The sequence below is a fragment of the Kocuria sp. KKT182 genome (genome assembly GCF_055635395.1).
Genome location: NZ_JBVMVZ010000003.1, coordinates 65,698 through 83,276, shown reverse-complemented (window position 1 = coordinate 83,276; position 17,579 = coordinate 65,698). Strand labels below are relative to the sequence as shown.

Here is a 17,579-nt window from a genome sequence, read left to right as displayed (position 1 = left end):
CTTCTGAATCGGTTCTTTTTGATACGCCTTCATCATCAAGTTGACACGTCCAGGGACTTGAGGGTTGCGAGACGTCTGGTCGAGCTCCACATGGGCGTCCCACTTCCTAGGTAGTGGGACGGCCTGTGCGGAGATCCTTGACCGATGTGCGTGATCGGCGTTTCCTGTACCAGAACTTGGACCAAAAGTACTGGCCTGTTTGGGTCGTACGGAACCGACTTTCGGTACGCTGGGGGCATGGAATTGGGGTATGCGCGGGTGTCGACGGCCAAACAGGACCTGGATCGGCAGATCGATGCCCTGCGGCAGGTCGGGATCGCACCGGAGCGGATCTATGTGGACAAGAGGTCCGGGGCCACCACTGACCGCCCTGGCCTGGCTGCGGCCCTGGCTTATGCCCGGGAGGGTGATGTGATCGTGGTGCACACCTTGGACCGGCTCGGGCGCACGGTGCGTGACACGTTGAACCTGATCCATGACCTGGCCGAGCGGGGGGTGGGGGTGCGGAATCTGGCGGATCCGATCACAGTGGATTCGACGAACCCGAATGATCCGATGGCGCAGTTGGCGGTGGTGCTGTTGGCGTTGTTCGGGCAGATGGAGCGCACCTACACCCTGGAGCGGGCCGCGCACGCGAGGTCGGTGGCCGCGGCCAAGGGGAGGCGGATCGGGCGGCCTTCGGTGGTGGATGCGGACAAGCTGGCTTATGCGGTGCATCTGCGCGATACCGGGCACACGATGGCGCAGATCGTGGCGAAGACCGGGATCACCCGCACCACCTTGTACCGGCATCTGCCGCCGCGGCCGGCGGAGTCGGTGACGGTAGAACCGATCACTGCTGCCGAGGCCGAGCGGAGCCCGGGGGACTGAGCAGGCCGCGGCATCGGCGGGTAGTCAGTGGTCGGTGTGGAGGTTGCGTTCCAGCCACAGGGTCAGCCACAGCTTCAGGCGGATCTCGTTCCAGTCCGGGGCGTCGATCACCAGCGCGTCGGGGCCGTAGCGGTAGACCGATGCGACCCCGTCACGGTCGGCGAGTTCGGTGATCAGCCGTTCCACCAGCCCGGGGTGGGCCTCGGGGAGGTCGGCGCGCAGGCCGACGTCGAAGCAGTCCACCTCGGCCACCACGGTGAGCAGCGGTTCTTCGGCTGTTGCGGCTACCGGGCCTTGTCCGCGCAGGGCGGTGATGGTGCGCCGGGTGTGGGCGGCCATCTCGGGGCCGCTCATCGGGTCGCGGCCGTGGGCGGACTGATAGGCGCTGTAGAGCGGGATGGCGGGCAGGAAGATCTGGTGGTGGTCGGCGACCAGCACGGGGTAGCCGGTCATGGGGTAGTGCTCCAGGCGGTGCTCCCCGACCTGCCACCGGGCCTGGGGCACGGCGGTGGTGAGGACGACGGCGAGGTAGGAGGTGAACCCGTCCACCAGGGCCAAGGTGGTGGCCGGGGGGTGCGGGTCCACGAGCATCCCGTGCCGGGCCCAGCTGGGCCAGGCAGGGCGGGTCGGGTCCTCCTCCAGGGGGTACGGGGCCACCCCGTGGGCGGCGGCCCGGGTGGTGATCCACTCCCACACCGGGGCCACGGAGGCCGGGGAGCCGTCGAGTAGGCGGCGGGGCGCGGCGTGGGCGGTGAGGGTGGCGCGCAGCCGGGTCAGGGCCGGGGCGCGTTCGGCGATGAACTCATCCAGGGCCTCAGCGGCCTGGTGGGGGGTCATCTCCTCGTACAGCGGACCGAGCATGGCAGTACTTGGGCTGCGCCGGGACGGGACCGGGTTACCGGTCCACGTCCTGGAGGTCATCGAGCAGCCATTCGGCCAGCTGCCCGGCCGGGACCACGGTCGCGGCCGCCCGCAGTCGCCGGGCTTCTGCCGGGGACAGGGGTGTCTCGGTGGTGCTGGCCGTCTCGGTGGCGTGCACCCGGCGTGCGGTGGCGTAGCCGGCAGCCAGAGCCGTGCTCCCGAGCGGGTGGCGGTGGTAGCAGGGGTGGTGCGGGTCGGGACTGCTCGCCTCCAGCCACCGCGCCGAGGTGGGGTGGCCGCCGGTGAGGGGCATCAGGTGCTGGTGCAACGGCCAGGTGACATCGGCCCAGCGTCCGGCGGGGGTGTGCACCATGGGGTAGTAGGTGGCGATCCAGTGGGTGGGGGAGTGCGGGTACAGCTCCACGGCGAGTGTCCCGGAGGTGGGGGCGTCCATGCCGGCTTTCTGGTTGCTGGTGAAGAATCACGTCGCGAAAGCGGCCAGGGGATGAACCCCACTGCGGACGAAGACGAAACCCAAGGGCGGTGATCCACCGTAGACGCACCCCGGACCCGGAGGGAAGCACACTGTCCAATGTGACCTGCGGCTTCCCCCGATGGAGGGGAAGGATGCAAGGCGTCCGCCTCGGGCAGGGGGTTCAAGTCCTCTCCGGTGGTGCAGACCGACATGGCCGGCCGCTGCCGGTGCTGCCCCAGGGCCCCGCCCCGGAGGCTCTGGGACCCCTACAGACCCGCAGCGATCGCGCGCAGCGCCTCGAGATGACCGGTGTAGGCGGTGCGCCCGGCGGGAGTGAGGGACAGCCAGGTGCGGGGGCGTTTGCCGACATAGCCTTTGCGGATCTTCACGTAGCCGGCCGCCTCGAGCTGGGTGGCCTGTTTGGAGAGCACCGAGTCGGAGACCTCCACGGTGTCCCGGACGTGGGCGAACTCGGCCTCGTCGACCTGGGCCAGGGCGGCGACGATGCTCAGGCGCACCGGGGCGTGGATGAGCTCGTCCAACCGGTGCCGGGCGTGGCGTCGATCGGTGGTGCTCACCGGGCCCCCCAGCGGATCACGGCCGCGGCGGCCAGGGCGGGGGTGGCGGCGACGGCGGCCCCGGCGGCGACCATGGGCCAGGTGTTGGGGGTGGTTTGGGCGGAGAGGTTCAACCACGGCAGCACCACGGTCAGCGTCAGCACGAAGGAGGCCACGATCCCGCCCCGCGACCACACCTTGGCCCGGCGCGGCACGGTGCGCGCCACCTGCTCGATCCACCACACCGTGACCAACCAGGCGGCCAGGAACACCGCGGTGCCGATGGTGTGGCTGACCCAGTCGGCCAAGATGTTCTGCGCGGCCATGTACAGCCCCGTGACCACCCCGAACACCGCGGTCGCGGCAGCGTGCACGGTCCGGTCACGGGAGGTGTCCAGGGTGCGCTCCTGGATGGTGGCCAGCTGCTCGCGGGCCTGGTCGGGGGTGAGGCGATGGCTCATGGGGTCCTCCTGGGGGTGATGCGATGATGCCACTATCAAAGCAAGTACTTGCCATCATGGCAAGTACTTGTCCAGGGTCGGGCATTGCCGGCCGAAACGCGGTGCCCTGCAAGCGATGGGATGCGAGACGTCTCGTCGGGAAAATTTGCGCCCGCATGATTTCGCAGTTCGGCCTGTCTCGCATCCTTGTGCTTTATCCATACACCTAAAATCTGATACTCAACGTCAGTTGCGAGACAGATGAGGCAGGTATGGGGAAGCTGATCGGGTACGCCAGGGTTTCGACGCGCCAGCAAGACGCAGACCGCCAAGTGTCTGACCTTCTGAATGCCGGCGTGCGACGTGATGACGTATACGTAGACAGTGGAGTGTCTGGAGGGCGTGCGTACCGTCCCGCCTTCGAGTCGGGCGACACCTTGGTCATCACCACCCTGAACCGTCTGGGTCGGTCAACGCAGAACATGCTGACCTTCGCCGAAGCGCTGCGGGGGAGGGGCGCCGGGCTGCGGGTGCTGAAACTGGGCGGGGGAGACGTGGACACCGCCACTCCGATGGGTTCCATGGTTTTCACCGTCATGGCGGCCCTGGCGCAGATGGAGCTGGAGATCAAGCGGGAGCGGATCACCGACTCGGTGGTCAAGCGTAGGGCGGCCGGTAAGGATCTCGGCGGACGCCGGCAGACCTTCACCGACTCCCAGATCCGCAACGCCCTGCGCCTGATCGACGGTGGGGAGCCGGCCACCCAGGTGGCACGGGACCTCGGGATGTCCCGGGCCACCCTCTACCGGCGAGTCCGGGAGCTCCCGCAGCTGGAAACTTAAGGCCATGTGCTGGATATAGGTTCAGACATTTCCTCTACGGGCCGTTTATTCAGTCCAGGAAACCAGGTTGTTGTAAATGGCCAGAGTATGGGGGTGGTCCGGGCCCAGGACTCGTCTCATGTCGGGGAGCAGGGCGGCGAACAGGTTGCGGGCGGCAACGGCGTCGCCGGTCTTGCCGGTCCAGTAAGCGAGGTTGTTGCGGATGGTTAGGGTTTCGAGGTGGTCTGGGCCCAGGACTCGTTTCATGTCGGGGAGCAGGGCGGCGAACAAATCAGAAGCTCCAATAGGGTCGCCTGCGTAACCGGTCCAGACGGCGAGGTTGTTGCGGGTCTTCAAGGTGTCGGGGTGGTCCGAGTCCAGAACTCGTTTCATGTCGGGGAGCAGGGCGGCGAACAGGTTGCGGGCGGCATCGGCGTCGCCTGCGTCGCCGGTGCATGAGGCGAGGTTGGAACGAGTGGTCAGGGTGTCGTGGTGATCCGGGCCAAGGACTCTTTCCATGTCGGGGAGCAGGGCGGCGAACAGGTTGCGGGCGGCATCGGCGTCGCCTGCGTCGCCGGTGCATGAGGCGAGGTTGGAACGAGTGGTCAGGGTGTGGCGGTGGTCCGGGCCAAGGACTCTTTCCATGTCGGGGAGCAGGGCGGCGTAGAGGTTGCGGGCGGCATCGGCGTCGCCAGCTTTCCCGGTCCAGGAGGCAAGGTTGGAGCGGGTGGTCAGGGTGTCGTGGTGATCCGGGCCTAGAGCGCGTTTCATGTCGCGGAGGAGGACGGCATAGAGGTTGCGGGCGGCAACGGTCCCGCCTGCGTAACCGGTCCAGGAGGCGAGGTCACCACGAGCCACTAAAGTCTCGGGGTGATCCGGGCCCAGGATTCTTTCCATGTAGGGAAGCAGGGTGGCGCAAAGGTTGCGGGCGGCAACAGCGTCGCCAGTCTCACCGATCCAGGAGGCGAGGTAAGCGTAAGCCACCAAGGTTTTGGGATGGTCCCTGCCGTAGCCCGGATGCTCCTCCATTTCCTGAAGGCACATGCCCATCTGAGGAATCGCCGCACTATAGCGGTGATGATCGGCCAACAGGTGCGCCAGAGTGTTTCGGGTCTGGAAAATACGATTGTCACCTGGTGGATTGTGGCGTATTTGGGCGTTGAGCAGTCGTTGATATAGCTCGATGGCGGTGTCGAAGTAAGGCCCTGCTTCGGGGTGTCCAGCGTGCATGCGGGCCCGGGCAGCCCAGGCAGCGGCCAGATTGGTAAGCGCCAGGAATGTTGGCGGTAGGTCCTTGCCCCACTTGGCGGTGACCCGGTCCAGCTCTTCGCGCAGTACCGCCAGTGAACGTTCAGTGTGGCCGGCCTCTAGAAGGGCTTCGGCCACGGAGATTTTCAGCCGTATCGAAGACGTCCCGGTCCGCAGGCGCTCTTCCAGAGCGGCAAGGGTGGGTTCATCAACGGCCAAACGAGCGGTTAGACGGCGTATTTGCATCAATTCCGCCACCAGGTCCGCCTCCAGTTCGAACCCGGTCTGAATGCTCTGCTGAGAGTGCAGTGCTGCCAGCACGGACTCACGCACCGGGTCGATGATGTTTTCCCAAGCCCCAATGGCACGGGCTGAAGCGATGTGGGCCGTAGCGGTAGTGAGGACCTGATGTTGCCGTTCAGGGGTGAGCTGGGCGGGGGTGTGGGCGAAGGCAGAGGTATGGGCGCGTCCGCTGCGGAAGCGCAGGGTCTGACTGAGGCGGTCCTCAGCGACCCAGCCGGTGGTGGCGGCCGCGGTGAGCTCTCCGTCGGTCAGCAGCGGTTCGACTGGCGGACACATATTGCTGTCGGGCGCTGTAGCAGTTAGCCAGGCGGACGGGGTTGTCGGGCCCAGCAGGCTGAGGGTAGCTAGAGCCTGCGTGGCTGGCGCGGGAAGAGCATCGAAAGCCCCCTCGGTGTAGGGGTCAAGACGCCAGGTGAGAGGCACCTGGGTGAGGTTGGTAAGCGTGCCTTTCCCCACGATGGCGTCCTGGATGGCTGGTCGGGTGAGGTAGTGGCGCAAAAGCCCGGGTCGGCCGTGGCTGGCGTCGATCACGGTGGCCAGATTCAGCTTGTCCAGCTGATCTCGGTCGGTTGCTTCCAGATCTTGCAGGGCCAGTTCAATCATCTCGTCAGAAGACAAAGGTTCCAAAGTTAGAGTGGTGAGTCTGCCCAGACGGGCATCTTCCTCCAGCCAGGTATCCACCTCCGCGTCGAGCGTCGGCAACGGCTGGCCAGCATCGTTGGTGGTGCGCAACAGCACCACCAACCCCTGATGGCTCGAGTCCCGGGCGATGGTCTTGAGCATCTCTGCTGAGGCCACATCTAGGTTCTCGGCCTCATCCACCACAATCACCGACGGAATCACCCCGGAGATCAGTCCAAACAAACGTCCGCTGTTGCGGGCCGCTTCGAGTGCGTCTTGGCGGGCGCCGGCCGTAAACGAGGTCATGGCCTCCCGTTCCAAACCTTTCCGTAAAATACTGTTGCGAGTGTGGAGTGCTGCTTGTAAGGCATTGCCTGCGCCAGGTGCATCTTTTGTCGCCGACAGCGACGCATGCCCAGCCTGCGCCCAACTGACCGCCGAAGACGCGGCGCCGGTAGGATCCATGGCCATGCCCACCAGTGCCACGACAGAAGGAATGAGGCAAGTGAGCTCGACGAGAGCACGCAACCGAGTTATGGGCAGGTCCTCAGCGGCTTGAACGGCCTTCGCGATAGGAGTGATGTGCTGTTGCAAATACCTATCGGCTTCCAAGGCGGCGCACTTGCCAGGAGTAGCGTGTAACGCCCACCAAAGGTAGTCCACCTGAGCCGCCATGCCATGATTTGGCAGCTGGGCATTGTCCTGCGACGGGTTGAGCATTTCCAGCGAGGCCGCAAGCAACGCATGGTGGCTGGCGCCGTCCCCGGCACACAGGGCTTGAGGCCAGTAGGAGGGCCCCTTTTGTTGCGTGGCGCAGTGCTTGTACAAGGCGCGCACCACGGTTCGACGTCCGGAGCCGGGGGGACCTTGCATAACCACCAACCGATTGGTGCCTAAGTCCCCAACCTCATTCCAGGCTGCACACAACGCCTGGAGCGCCCGCACTCTACTCGCCCCGACAGTGAGGTCACCGCCCATCTCGATCATGACCTCAGTGGAGCACAAGCCAGGGACTGCCGCACGCATGGGTGTCATATTGACCTGGCTTGTCTTTGGGCGGACCCGGAGGGATACGGCAAGCACCTAAGCTCGCGACCAGCAGAGGTTCTGCAAACGCCTTTACATATGGCGAGTTAGCGGTCGGCCTGGAACAGCCTTGAGTTTCTCGATTCCAGGACCCCCCGACAGGCCAACTGCGCCTGGAACCAGCTTCCGCTGATGCCAGGCGCCGTTTCACTGGAGTGGGATCATCCCGGTGATCTCCAGATCTGGTATTCGGTGGAGTCGATGAGCTTTCGCTCGTTGAAGGGGCCGTGTTGGATCCACAGGATGCCTTTGTGGGGAACCAGGGACTCGATCTTGCCTCGATAGTGGCCACTCCACGGGTGGCGGGCCTCGATGGTCTCGCCGCGGCGCAGCGTGCTCAAAGTTTGGGCGGGCACCATGTGTTCTGTCCTTGCTGCGAACATGTTGAGGGGCACTCCACGAAGCGGCGGGTGCGGGAGTTCTGTCGATGGGTCCATTCAGTAGGAACGGGGCAGGCCCAGGACCTTGGTGCCGACAAAGGCCTTGATGAGGTTGTTGTTGACCGGGGCGACCTGGTACATGCGGGTCTCGCGGAACTTCCGCTCCACGTCGTACTCGTCGACGAAGCCGTAGCCGCCGTAGGTGTTCAGGCACACGTTGGCTGCCTCCCAGCTGGCCTCCGAGGCCAGGTGCTTGGCCATGTTCGCCTCCGCTCCGCAGGGCTGGCCGGCGTCGAAGAGGCGGGCGGCCTCGTAGCGCATCATGTCCGCGGCCCGGATCTTCATGTAGGCGTCGGTGATGGGGAACTGCACGCCCTGGTTGGTGCCGATCTTGCGCCCGAAGACCTCCCGGGAGTTGGCGTAGGCCACTGCGCGGTCGGTGAACCAGTAGCCGTCGCCGATCGCCTCGGAAGCCAGCAGGATCCGTTCCGCGTTCCAGCCGTCGATGACGTAGCGGAAGCCGTTGCCCACCTCGCCCACCACAGCGGAGCTGGGTACGCGCAGGCCGTGGTAGTGGATCTGGTTGGTGGCGTAGTTGAACATGGTGCGCACCTTGGTGACTTCCAGCGCTTCCGGCTGTTCGGCGCGCACCTGGCGCAGGTCCACCAGGAACAGGGTGAGCCCACCGGTGCGGGCGCTCTCGTCCTTGTCGGTGGTGCGGGTGAGCACCAGCAGCAGGTCGGAGTCATCGATCCGGCTGGTCCAGCTCTTGTGCCCGGTGATCACCCATTCGTCGCCGTCCTTCACCGCGCGGGTCTGGATGCTGGAGGTGTCGGAGCCGGCGGCGTCCTCGGTGATGGAGAAGGCCTGCAGGCGCAGGGAGCCATCGGCGATGCCGGGCAGGTACTGCTGCTTCTGCCACTCGGAGCCGTGGTTGAGGACGGCCTTCATGGTGTAGAGCTGCGCGTGGCAGGCCGCGGAGTGGCCCCCGGACTTGTTGATCTCCTCCATGATCACCGACGCCTCGGTCAGCCCCACGCCGAGGCCGCCGTACTCGGTGGGGATCAGCGCGGAGAGCAGGCGGGCCTTGGTGAGGGTGTCGACGAACTCTTGGGGGTAGCGCCGGTTGCGGTCGGTCTCCCGCCAGTACTCGTCCGGGAACTGGGCGCACAGGATGCGGGTCTGCTCACGCAACTGCTCGAGATCCCTGTCACACAGAGGGGTGGTGGGGCGCTCAGAGGCCTGGACGGTCATGGGGTACTCCTCGATTCGATGGACAAGTGCACTAGGTCACACAAGAGCACTGTACATAATATATTTAGAGGCCACAAGGATTCAGCTGGCCTTCCGCATCACTCCCACATGGCCCTTGACAGTGGGCGCTTCACCGCTCACTGTGGAATACAACACAATATATTTCATGTTTCAACTGGTGAACGGTGAAGGAGTGGTCATGGTGACGAAGACGATCGCGGAGTCGGCGACGGGACAGCGTGAAGTGCCGGGGTGGACCGGCAGGTTGTTTGAGGACTTCACGGTGGGGGACGTCTACTATCACCCCTTCGGCAAGACCGTCACCGAGGCGGACAACCAGTGGTTCACCCTGGTCACGCAAAACGTGGCCAAGACCCACATCGACAGCAACTTCGCCGCCGGCACCGAGTTCGGCCGCCCGCTGGTGAACTCGACGTTCACCCTGGCCCTGGTTACGGGCCAGTCGACGATCGACCTGTCGATGAACGTGTTCGCCAATATGGGATGGGACGAGGTGCGCATGCCCGCCCCGGTGTTTGAGGGCGACACCATCTACTCCCGCTCCAAGGTCCTGGCAGTGCGCGAGTCGAAGTCCCGGCCGCACCTGGGTCTGGTGACGGTGGCCACCGAGGGTTACAACCAGGACGGCGTCGTGGTCATCAGCTACCGCCGCACCTTCATGGTCTACCGGCAGGGGCACCTGCCCTCCGTTGAATCGTCTCGACCGGATCCTTCGTCGTTGCCGGCTGTGGAGGACGTCCAGTGACTGTCGCAGCCGGCTCGCAGATCCGGTTGCACACTGCCGTGCAAGGGTGCGTCGCACAGGCCGTGACGGCTCTGTTCGTTCCCGGTGACCGCCCGGATCGGTACGCCAAGGCCGCGGCTGCTGGGGCGGGGGTCGTCATTGTCGATCTCGAGGACGCGGTGGCGCCGGAGGCCAAGGACCAGGCGCTCCTGGCGGTGTGCGAGGCGCTGTCGCAGGCCAGTGGCAGACAGGTGCAGGCGTTGGTGCGGGTCAACCCGGTCGAGGCGCCGACGCACGAGGCGGAGGTCTCGGCGTTGCTGGAGTTGGCCACTGCCCCGGGGCACGGGCTGTTGGGGCTGGTGGTGCCCAAGGCAGAGAGCGCGGAGGCTCTCCACGGACTGGGGCGGGATCTGCAGGAGCTCGGCCTGGGGCTGGTGCCGCTGGTGGAGTCAGCCGCGGGGGCCGTCCATGCGCTGGAGATCGCCCGGGTTCCCGGGGTGACACGGCTGGCTTTCGGGGCGGTGGACTATGCCTTGGACATCGACGCGCATGTCGATGACGAGGAACGGGTGCTCGACCATGTGCGCTCCACCCTGGTGATGGTCTCCCGGGCGGGGGGCCTGGCCGCTCCGCTGGACTCACCTGCCGTGCAGATCGGCGACGTCGACTGTGTGGGCGCAGCGGCCCGCCGGGCGCGGGCTTTCGGCTTCGGCGGGAAACTGTGCATCCACCCGCGCCAGGTGGAGACCGTTCAGAACGCTTTCCGTCCCGCGCAGACCGAGGTGCGGTGGGCCCGGTCGGTGGTCGAGGCAGGTGCGGGAGCCTCCCAGGTGGACGGTCAGATGATCGACCGCCCCGTGATCGAACGAGCCCGCCGCGTGCTGGCGCGCTCAGGAGAGGAGCAGTAGTGGGTGCCTTACCTTTGGCAGGAGTGACCGTGGTCGCTCTGGAACAAGCGGTGGCCGCTCCTTTCGCCACCCGGCAACTGGCGGATCTGGGGGCGCGGGTGATCAAGGTGGAGCGAGCCACCGGGGATTTCGCCCGCGGCTATGACACCACGGTGCACGGAATGGCCAGTTATTTCGTCTGGCTCAACCGCAGCAAGGAATCCATCGTCCTGGACCTGAAGTCCGAGGAGGGCAAGGCGGTCTTGCGAGAACTCGTGGCTCGGGCTGATGTGCTGGTCCAGAACCTGGCCCCGGGCGCGGTGGAACGGATGGGGCTGGGCGCCGACGAGGCTCTGGCACTGAACCCTCGGCTCATCCACGCTTCCCTGTCCGGTTACGGGCGCGGGGGCAGCTATGAGCAGAAAAAGGCTTACGACCTGTTGGTGCAGTGCGAGGCCGGGCTGCTCAGCGTGACCGGTACTCCGGATTCCCCGGCGAAGGTTGGGGTCTCGATCGCCGACATCTGTGCCGGGATGTACCTGTATTCGGGCATCCTCACCTCATTGCTGCAACGAGCGACCACGGGCCGTGGCGACGCGATCGAGGTGTCCATGCTCGAAGCGTTGGGGGAGTGGATGAGTCAGCCCTACTTCTACGCCCAGTACGGCGGGAAGCCTCCGGCGCGCAGCGGCGCCCAGCATGCCAGCATCGCCCCCTACGGGCCGTTCGCGGCCGCCGACGGCACCGTGTTCTTCGGTATCCAGAACGAACGGGAGTGGGCGACCTTCTGTTCCGATGTGCTTCAGGAACCCGCGTTGGCCCAAGACGCCCGTTTCGAGGGCAATGCTGCTCGGGTCGCTCATCGGGACGAGCTGCACGAGCAGATCAACGCGGTGCTCTCGAAGCTGCCGGCCGCCGAGGTGCTGGAGCGACTGGATGCGGCGCACATCGCCAATGCTCAACTGCGCACCATGGAGGAGTTTTCGGCCCACCCGCAGTTGGCCGAGCGTGATCGGTGGCGCCCGGTGCAGTCGCCGGTGGGTCCGGTGCGCAGCCTCCTGCCACCGGTCGTCTCCCGGGAGGCCACGGTTCGGATGGACCCGGTGCCAGAGGTGGGCGAGCACACGGCGGCGATCCTGGCAGAGCTAGGCTGGGTCCCAGAGTCCGTCTAACCCCGTCCTCGCGCCCGGTGCGCCCCTGGAGCCAGCCGGCCCGGGGGCGCACCGGGCGCGAGGTGCGAAGAGAGGTGTTTCAGATGAGCAGTGACCGAGCTCCCCGCCGGGTGCGTCGTCAGCTCAGCGACGAGGCCTCGGCCTATGTGCGTGCGCTGATCATGTCGGGCGAGCTGCGCCCCGGCACCTCGGTGCGCCCCGAGACGATCGGTGAGGCACTGGACATCTCCACCACCCCGGCCCGCGAAGCCTTACAGGCCCTGCGGGTGGAGGGATTCCTGGAGCTGGTGCCCCGTCGAGGGTTCCTCGTCGCCACCTTGACCGGCAAAGACATCCGCGACCTCTTCCAGGTCCAAGCGTTGATTGCCGGCGAGTTGACGGCCCGGGCGGCCGCGGCTGCCACCGAGGAGGACATCGCTGAGCTGGAGGCCCTTCATCACGAACTGATCGCCGCCGCCAGGCGAGCCGACCATGACCTGCTGGAGGAGAAGAACCACGCCTTCCACCGGCAGATCAACCTCATGGCGGACTCGCCCAAGATCATCTGGGCCTTGAGTCTGATCACCCGCTACGTCCCGCGGCAGTTCTACTCATCAATCGCCGGATGGCCGCAGGCCACGGTGGACGACCACGCCCAGCTGCTGGAAGGCATCCGCGCCCGCGACGCCGAAGCGACCCGGGCGTGCATGATCGAGCACATCGTTCACTCCGGGGAGCTGCTGGCCCAGCACTTCGACCAGCGCATGGCCGCGGCCGAGGCGGAGGGCGACGCCCGCGCCACGGCCTGAGACCTTCACCGGCGTGCCGGGGCTACAGCTGTCCGCTCCGATGATGATGTTCAGGTCGTTCCGGGTGTTGTGGCAGAAGGCCGTGCGCTGAGGGTGAGCGGGACTTTCCGGGCCTGGGCGAAGAAGTCCTTGCCCCGGTCATCGGTGATGAGGAACGCCGGGAATTTCCGCACGCGGATGCGGTGGACTGCTTCCATGCCTAGGTCAGGATGGTCGATGACCTCGCTGGAGACGATGCACTCCTGGGCGAGGTAGGCGGCAGGGCCTCCGACGGACCCGAGATAGAAGCCACCGTGCCGGCGACAGGCTTCGGCCACGGCGGGGGAGCGGTTGCCTTTGGCGAGCATCACCAGGGACCCGCCATGGGCCTGGAACTGTTCGACGTAGGAGTCCATTCGGCCGGCAGTGGTTGGCCCGAAGGATCCGGTGGCCATTCCATGGGGGGTCTTGGCCGGTCCCGCGTAGTAGATCACGTGGTCGCGGAAGTAGCCGGGCATCGGTTCTCCACGGTCGAGCAACTCGCGGGTTCTGGCGTGGACCAGGTCGCGGGCGACGACCATGGTCCCGGACAAGGACAGCCGCTGACCGACATCACACCCAGAGAGCACCTGGCGCACCTGCGCCATCGACGCGTCCAGGTCCACCTCGACCGGTTCCCCGGCGTCAGTACCCCCAGCGGGCAGGAGTCGTTGGGGGTTCTCCTCCAGGTCTTCCAGGAACCACCCCTGGGCAGTGATCCGGGCCAGGGCCTGACGGTCGGCCGAGCAGGACACCGACAGCGCCACCGGCAGCGACCCGTTGTGCCGCGGCAGCCGGATCACGCGCACGTCGTGGCAGAAGTACTTGCCCCCGAACTGCGCTCCGTAGCCGAGCCTGCGGGTCAGCTCGAGGACCTTGGCCTCGAAGCCCGTGTCCCGCAGCGCGTACCCGCCGGAGTCGTTCGGAGCGGCCGGCAGGGAGTCGAGGTACCGGGCCGAGGCCAGTTTGGCGGTCTTCAGCGCGTACTCCCCGGAGGTTCCGCCGATCACCAAGCCCAGGTGATAGGGCGGGCAGGCCGTGGTGCCGATGGCGGCGATCTTCTCCTGAAGGAACTCCAGCATGCGCTCCTCATCCAGCAGTGACGGGTTCTCCTGGAAGAGGAAGGACTTGTTGGCGGACCCGCCGCCTTTGGCCATGATCAGCAGCTCGTAGGCATCGCCCTCGGTGAGCGCGATCTCGATCTGGGCCGGGAGGTTGGTGCCGCTGTTGGCCTCCTCCCACATGGACCGAGGCACCAGCTGGGAGTAGCGCAGGTTCAGCTCCTGGTAGGCCCGGTGAATCCCCCGGGAGAGGTGCTCTTCGTCCCGGCCGTCGGTGAGCACTCGGTGTCCGCGGTGGGCGGTGATGATCACCGTGCCGGTGTCCTGGCACATGGGCAGCACCCCGTGGGAGGCCACTGCCGCGTTGCGCAGCAGGTCCAGGGCGACGAAGCGGTCGTTGGCCGTGGCCTCCGGGTCGTCGAGTATCGCGCGCAGCTGCTCCAGGTGGCCCGTTCGCAGACGGTGGGAGATCTCCAAGACGGCTTGGTAGGCCAGTTGCTCCAGAGTCTCACCGGCCACCGTCGCATAGCGTTCACCCCCCAGCGCTGCGCTTTCGGAGCCGTTGCCGCGACGCGACATCGGGACCTGGGAGTGCACCGGTCCCAGAAGCGGGCGGAATTCAAATGCGTCAGACATGAGTGGTCCGTCCTTGTCGTAGGGGTGGGGGTTGGGGGGTGCGGTCGGGGACGTCAGCGGCCTCAGGGCACCACGGCTGTCACTCCACCGTGGTGCCCTGAGGCCGAGGGAAACCGTCAGCCCAGCACGAAGGGCACCAAGGTCAGGGCGGCCACGATCACCACGAGCATGCCGATGAGGTTCATCCAGATGCCGGTCTTGACCATCTGCTGCATGGTCACCGCCCCGGAGCCGAACGCCACCGCGTTGGGCGGAGTGCCGACAGGCAGCATGAACGCGCACATGCAGGCGAATCCGGCGGCCATGACCAGAACGATCGGATCCGCTCCGAGACCGCCGGCGATCCCGCCGACCACCGGGACGAACGCGGCAGTGGTGGCGGTGCTGCTGGTGAACTCGGTCAGGCCCAGCAGCAGAACCACGATGACACCGATGACCACCCACAGCGGCCAGTTGTCGAGCCCGGCGACCTGGTTGCCGATCCACTCGGAGAGCCCCGAAGAGGTGATCTGACTGGACAGGGCCAGGCCACCGCCGAAGAGCAGCAGAACATCCCAGGGGATCTTCTTCGCCGAGGTCCAATTCATCAGCATCACTCCGCGGCGGGGATCCGCCGGGATCAGGAACACAGCGATGCCCACGATCATCGCGATCACCGCATCGGTGGCCCACGGATCGGCGAAGATCACCGGCACGAAGACCCATGCCAGAGCGGTCAGCGCAAAGCAGGCCGAGGTGAGCCGCTCACCGGTGGACATCGGGCCCATCCCGCGCAGCTGCTCCTCGAACAGTTCCCGGCCGCCGGGCAGCTCGTCCACCTCCGGCTTCCAAACCCACTTCGTCAGCACCAGCCAACCGATCACCAGCATCACGACCATGACCGGGACACCGACCGCCATCCACTGCACGAAGGTGATGTCGCGTCCGAGGGTTTCCCGGATGTAGCCGACGACGATGACGTTGACCGGGCTGCCGATCATGGTGCCGAAAGCCCCGATGGTCGCCGAGTAGGCAATGCCCAGCATCAGCGCCACGCCGAAGTTGGTGGTCTTCTGCAGGCCCTCCCTCCGCTCATTGACCAGAGCCAGAACGGACATGCCCATCGGGATCATCATCATCGCCGTGGCCGTGTTGGACACCCACATGCTCAACAAGGCTGTGGCGAGCATGAACCCGCCGACCAACCGGGTCGGGCGCGTGCCGATCAGCAGGACGATCCGCAGGGCGATGCGCTTGTGCAGGTTCCACCGTTCCAAGGTCAGCGCCAGCAGGAAGCCGCCGAGGAACAAGAAGATGATCGAGCTGGCGTAGGAGCTGGAGACTTCCTCCATCTCCACCACCCCGAACATCGGGAACAGCACCAGGGGAAGCAGGGCCGTCGCCGGGATCGGCACCGCCTCGGTCACCCACCACGAGCCCATCAGCACACCGACGGCCGCGGTGATCCGTGCAGCCTCCGACAGGTCCGTCGGCATCACCGCGTAGACGACCAACGCCAGTACTGGGCCGGCAAGAAGACCAATAATCTTGCGGCGCCAAACCGCGGTCGAATGCCCCGGGTCCTGTTGGCCGTGGGAGAGCTCATAGGTGCTCATCCCCTTGGTAGCGATCGACATGCGTGCCCCTTCCTGCGTCGACCAGATCCCCGAACCGACGTCCAATGTAAAATATATTGGTGATGGGCTTGAGTGTGACACACATCTCAACGCATGGGAAGGCTTGTTTCTAGCCGCTTCCAGTGTTCACCGCGTCGCGCTGCCGCAGGGCGCCGCCACGCGCCGCTTTGTAATATTTGATATATAGTGATCGGCAGAGTTCTGAAAGGTCCAAGGAAGTGCGGTAGAGCCGCGGCATGGAGGTCGACGTGCACGACGAGCACGGGGATCCTGCTCGGTGAGTGGAGGCGGAAATGCGTCACGGACAAGCAGCCAGGCCGGACTGGGCGAAGTGCCTGCGAACCGGCCGCGACCTGCAAGGGACGCTCGAGGTCATGCAAGGAGGTTGGAGGATCGCTCTTCTGGCGCCGGGCGGACGCCGCGCATCCGCTGTAGGACGAGGCGTGTAGTGCGCCCCGGGCAAGGGACTCTCGCGGTCGCCTCTGCCGTGGCTGTCACCGTCCTGACGAACATGCCGGTGTTTCTCCTCGGAGCGCTGGCCACCGAGATCACCGCCACGGTCCACGTCCCGGCCTACGGGATCGGCATGGCCGTGGGGGTTTACTGGGCCGCGGCCGCCCTCACCTCAGCCTGCGCCGGTGTAATCGGTCGGGTGCTCAACGAGAAAAGCATGGGCATCGCGGCCGTGCTGCTGGCAGTCGTGAGCCTGGCCGGTAGCGCGTCCTGGATTCCCGCGTGACCGTGGCTGATCGTGTGGGCCAGCCTGGGGGGACTGGGCAACGGACTGGGGCACCCCTCGTCGAACCACCTGCTCGTCACACACGTCCCAGCCACCTCACGCGGGCTGGCCTTCGGAGTAAAACAGGCCGCGGTCCCCCTGACAGGGCTGGTCGCCGGCGTCTCGATCCCGCTGGTGGCGCTGACCCTGGGCTGGCCATATGCATTCGTGCTGATGGCCGTTCTGGGCGTGCTCGTGCTGATTCCCACAGCCCTGACCCGCGCAACACCGATCGACGTCGGTGCGGCCCGGCCGGCGGCGCGACTGGAGCGCCACGTGCGCCGCGCGCTGGTGCTCATGGCCACGATGACGATGTTCGCCGCCGGTGCCGCCAACTCCGCCCTCGCCTTCGCCGTGATCGGCGCGCTGGAGCGGGGAATCACCGTGGGCCCGGCAGGTGTGCTCCTCGCCATCGGCAGCGCCTCAGGAGCCCTGACCCGTATCGTGGTCGGCCGGGTCGTCGATCGAGGCGGCGTGTCGGCTCTTCCGCTGATCCAGGCAGCCCTCGTGGCCTGCGTCCTCGGGCTTGCTCTCATGGCGATCCCCGCCACCTGGAGCTACGTGGTGGGCTTCCTCCTCGCGGCAGGCCTGGGATGGGGATGGCCGGGACTGGTGCACTTCCTGGTCTCGCACATGGCACCCGGCGCCACCGCGGCGGCCACCGGCATTGTCCAAACCGGCACCTACATCGGCAACACCATCGGCCCCGTGCTCACCGGGGTGGTCCTCAGCTTCGGTAACTCGACCCAGACCTGGGCAATGCTCGCCACCATGGCAGCCGTCGGCGGGGTCATCTCTTTCTTCTTCGGGCACCGACTGAGGGAAATCGACTCCCTGGAATAGGCGCTGAGTCGGAGCGATCCCTGCTCATCGACGTCACTGACCCCGGCCGTCGAATTCTTTGCAACACCACCAGGACCGTCTGGCGCCGCGACACGACCACCCTCATCGACGGCTTCCTC

The 17,579-nt window shown here is 66.2% G+C and carries 17 protein-coding genes; 8 read left to right on the top strand and 9 right to left on the bottom strand.

What is annotated here, in order from left to right; translation table 11 throughout:
• The first annotated feature begins 237 nt into the window (after positions 1 to 237).
• Complete coding sequence (locus tag ACZ2G1_RS19425; RefSeq protein WP_470377918.1) at positions 238 to 870, top strand: recombinase family protein; 633 nt, start codon at positions 238 to 240, stop codon at positions 868 to 870.
• A 24-nt stretch (positions 871 to 894) separates the two neighbouring features.
• On the opposite strand, the gene ACZ2G1_RS19420 is transcribed toward ACZ2G1_RS19425, so the two are convergent.
• From ACZ2G1_RS19420 to ACZ2G1_RS19405, 4 genes are all read right to left on the bottom strand, one after another.
• Positions 895 to 1,731: a hypothetical protein gene (locus tag ACZ2G1_RS19420; protein WP_470377917.1), complete on the bottom strand. Its 837-nt coding sequence runs from the start codon at positions 1,729 to 1,731 to the stop codon at positions 895 to 897.
• 34 nt (positions 1,732 to 1,765) lie between these two features.
• Complete coding sequence (locus tag ACZ2G1_RS19415; RefSeq protein ID WP_470377916.1) at positions 1,766 to 2,185, bottom strand: hypothetical protein; 420 nt, start codon at positions 2,183 to 2,185, stop codon at positions 1,766 to 1,768.
• A gap of 287 nt (positions 2,186 to 2,472) precedes the next feature.
• Positions 2,473 to 2,784 (bottom strand): winged helix-turn-helix domain-containing protein, encoded by a 312-nt coding sequence (locus ACZ2G1_RS19410; RefSeq protein WP_470377915.1) that lies wholly within the window; start codon positions 2,782 to 2,784, stop codon positions 2,473 to 2,475.
• Positions 2,781 to 3,224 (bottom strand): hypothetical protein, encoded by a 444-nt coding sequence (locus ACZ2G1_RS19405; RefSeq protein WP_470377914.1) that lies wholly within the window; start codon positions 3,222 to 3,224, stop codon positions 2,781 to 2,783. The genes ACZ2G1_RS19410 and ACZ2G1_RS19405 overlap by 4 nt, the downstream gene beginning before the upstream one ends.
• A 251-nt stretch (positions 3,225 to 3,475) precedes the next feature.
• Between ACZ2G1_RS19405 and ACZ2G1_RS19400 the strand changes: the two genes are divergently transcribed.
• The gene (locus ACZ2G1_RS19400) at positions 3,476 to 4,045 is read left to right on the top strand and encodes a recombinase family protein (protein ID WP_470377913.1); all 570 of its coding nucleotides are present in this window, start codon (positions 3,476 to 3,478) and stop codon (positions 4,043 to 4,045) included.
• Positions 4,046 to 4,090: 45 nt separating this feature from the next.
• On the opposite strand, the gene ACZ2G1_RS19395 is transcribed toward ACZ2G1_RS19400, so the two are convergent.
• The 3 genes from ACZ2G1_RS19395 to ACZ2G1_RS19385 all read right to left on the bottom strand — a co-directional run bounded on the left by ACZ2G1_RS19395 (position 4,091) and on the right by ACZ2G1_RS19385 (position 8,916).
• Positions 4,091 to 7,183: a tetratricopeptide repeat protein gene (locus tag ACZ2G1_RS19395; RefSeq protein ID WP_470377912.1), complete on the bottom strand. Its 3,093-nt coding sequence runs from the start codon at positions 7,181 to 7,183 to the stop codon at positions 4,091 to 4,093.
• Between the two features lie 260 nt (positions 7,184 to 7,443).
• Positions 7,444 to 7,641 carry a hypothetical protein gene (locus ACZ2G1_RS19390; protein ID WP_470377911.1) on the bottom strand — a complete coding sequence of 66 codons (198 nt, stop codon included), beginning with the start codon at positions 7,639 to 7,641 and terminating at the stop codon, positions 7,444 to 7,446.
• 78 nt (positions 7,642 to 7,719) lie between these two features.
• Positions 7,720 to 8,916: an acyl-CoA dehydrogenase family protein gene (locus ACZ2G1_RS19385; protein ID WP_470377910.1), complete on the bottom strand. Its 1,197-nt coding sequence runs from the start codon at positions 8,914 to 8,916 to the stop codon at positions 7,720 to 7,722.
• 199 nt (positions 8,917 to 9,115) lie between these two features.
• On the opposite strand from ACZ2G1_RS19385, the gene ACZ2G1_RS19380 reads away from it, so the two are divergent.
• The 4 genes from ACZ2G1_RS19380 to ACZ2G1_RS19365 all read left to right on the top strand — a co-directional run bounded on the left by ACZ2G1_RS19380 (position 9,116) and on the right by ACZ2G1_RS19365 (position 12,508).
• Positions 9,116 to 9,682 carry a MaoC family dehydratase gene (locus ACZ2G1_RS19380; RefSeq protein ID WP_470377909.1) on the top strand — a complete coding sequence of 189 codons (567 nt, stop codon included), beginning with the start codon at positions 9,116 to 9,118 and terminating at the stop codon, positions 9,680 to 9,682.
• Positions 9,679 to 10,569 (top strand): HpcH/HpaI aldolase/citrate lyase family protein, encoded by an 891-nt coding sequence (locus ACZ2G1_RS19375; RefSeq protein ID WP_470377908.1) that lies wholly within the window; start codon positions 9,679 to 9,681, stop codon positions 10,567 to 10,569. The genes ACZ2G1_RS19380 and ACZ2G1_RS19375 overlap by 4 nt, the downstream gene beginning before the upstream one ends.
• Complete coding sequence (locus ACZ2G1_RS19370) at positions 10,569 to 11,720, top strand: CaiB/BaiF CoA transferase family protein (protein WP_470377907.1); 1,152 nt, start codon at positions 10,569 to 10,571, stop codon at positions 11,718 to 11,720. Before ACZ2G1_RS19375 ends, ACZ2G1_RS19370 begins: the two co-directional genes overlap by 1 nt.
• A gap of 83 nt (positions 11,721 to 11,803) precedes the next feature.
• Complete coding sequence (locus ACZ2G1_RS19365; protein WP_470377906.1) at positions 11,804 to 12,508, top strand: GntR family transcriptional regulator; 705 nt, start codon at positions 11,804 to 11,806, stop codon at positions 12,506 to 12,508.
• A 50-nt stretch (positions 12,509 to 12,558) separates the two neighbouring features.
• Here ACZ2G1_RS19365 and ACZ2G1_RS19360 read toward each other — a convergent pair whose 3' ends face one another.
• Both ACZ2G1_RS19360 and ACZ2G1_RS19355 read right to left on the bottom strand, forming a co-directional pair.
• Complete coding sequence (locus ACZ2G1_RS19360; RefSeq protein WP_470377905.1) at positions 12,559 to 14,223, bottom strand: FumA C-terminus/TtdB family hydratase beta subunit; 1,665 nt, start codon at positions 14,221 to 14,223, stop codon at positions 12,559 to 12,561.
• Positions 14,224 to 14,339: 116 nt separating this feature from the next.
• Positions 14,340 to 15,839, bottom strand: coding sequence for an SLC13 family permease (locus ACZ2G1_RS19355; protein ID WP_470377904.1), 1,500 nt, complete (start codon positions 15,837 to 15,839; stop codon positions 14,340 to 14,342).
• Between the two features lie 487 nt (positions 15,840 to 16,326).
• Here ACZ2G1_RS19355 and ACZ2G1_RS19350 point away from each other — a divergent pair, with 487 nt between their 5' ends.
• A complete protein-coding gene (locus ACZ2G1_RS19350) occupies positions 16,327 to 16,578 on the top strand; it encodes a hypothetical protein (protein ID WP_470377903.1) in 252 nt (83 codons plus the stop codon).
• 12 nt (positions 16,579 to 16,590) lie between these two features.
• A complete protein-coding gene (locus ACZ2G1_RS19345) occupies positions 16,591 to 17,460 on the top strand; it encodes an MFS transporter (RefSeq protein ID WP_470377902.1) in 870 nt (289 codons plus the stop codon).
• Positions 17,461 to 17,579: the final 119 nt, after the last annotated feature.

Excerpts from the sequence above, each read along its gene's own strand:
- ACZ2G1_RS19425 (WP_470377918.1), top strand. The coding sequence starts at position 238 with ATGGAATTGGGGTATGCGCGGGTGTCGACGGCCAAACAGGACCTGGAT.
- ACZ2G1_RS19420 (WP_470377917.1), bottom strand. The coding sequence starts at position 1,731 with ATGCTCGGTCCGCTGTACGAGGAGATGACCCCCCACCAGGCCGCTGAG.
- ACZ2G1_RS19415 (WP_470377916.1), bottom strand. The coding sequence starts at position 2,185 with ATGGACGCCCCCACCTCCGGGACACTCGCCGTGGAGCTGTACCCGCAC.
- ACZ2G1_RS19405 (WP_470377914.1), bottom strand. The coding sequence starts at position 3,224 with ATGAGCCATCGCCTCACCCCCGACCAGGCCCGCGAGCAGCTGGCCACC.
- ACZ2G1_RS19400 (WP_470377913.1), top strand. The coding sequence starts at position 3,476 with ATGGGGAAGCTGATCGGGTACGCCAGGGTTTCGACGCGCCAGCAAGAC.
- ACZ2G1_RS19395 (WP_470377912.1), bottom strand. The coding sequence starts at position 7,183 with ATGATCGAGATGGGCGGTGACCTCACTGTCGGGGCGAGTAGAGTGCGG.
- ACZ2G1_RS19390 (WP_470377911.1), bottom strand. The coding sequence starts at position 7,641 with ATGGTGCCCGCCCAAACTTTGAGCACGCTGCGCCGCGGCGAGACCATC.
- ACZ2G1_RS19385 (WP_470377910.1), bottom strand. The coding sequence starts at position 8,916 with ATGACCGTCCAGGCCTCTGAGCGCCCCACCACCCCTCTGTGTGACAGG.
- ACZ2G1_RS19380 (WP_470377909.1), top strand. The coding sequence starts at position 9,116 with ATGGTGACGAAGACGATCGCGGAGTCGGCGACGGGACAGCGTGAAGTG.
- ACZ2G1_RS19365 (WP_470377906.1), top strand. The coding sequence starts at position 11,804 with ATGAGCAGTGACCGAGCTCCCCGCCGGGTGCGTCGTCAGCTCAGCGAC.
- ACZ2G1_RS19360 (WP_470377905.1), bottom strand. The coding sequence starts at position 14,223 with ATGTCTGACGCATTTGAATTCCGCCCGCTTCTGGGACCGGTGCACTCC.
- ACZ2G1_RS19355 (WP_470377904.1), bottom strand. The coding sequence starts at position 15,839 with ATGTCGATCGCTACCAAGGGGATGAGCACCTATGAGCTCTCCCACGGC.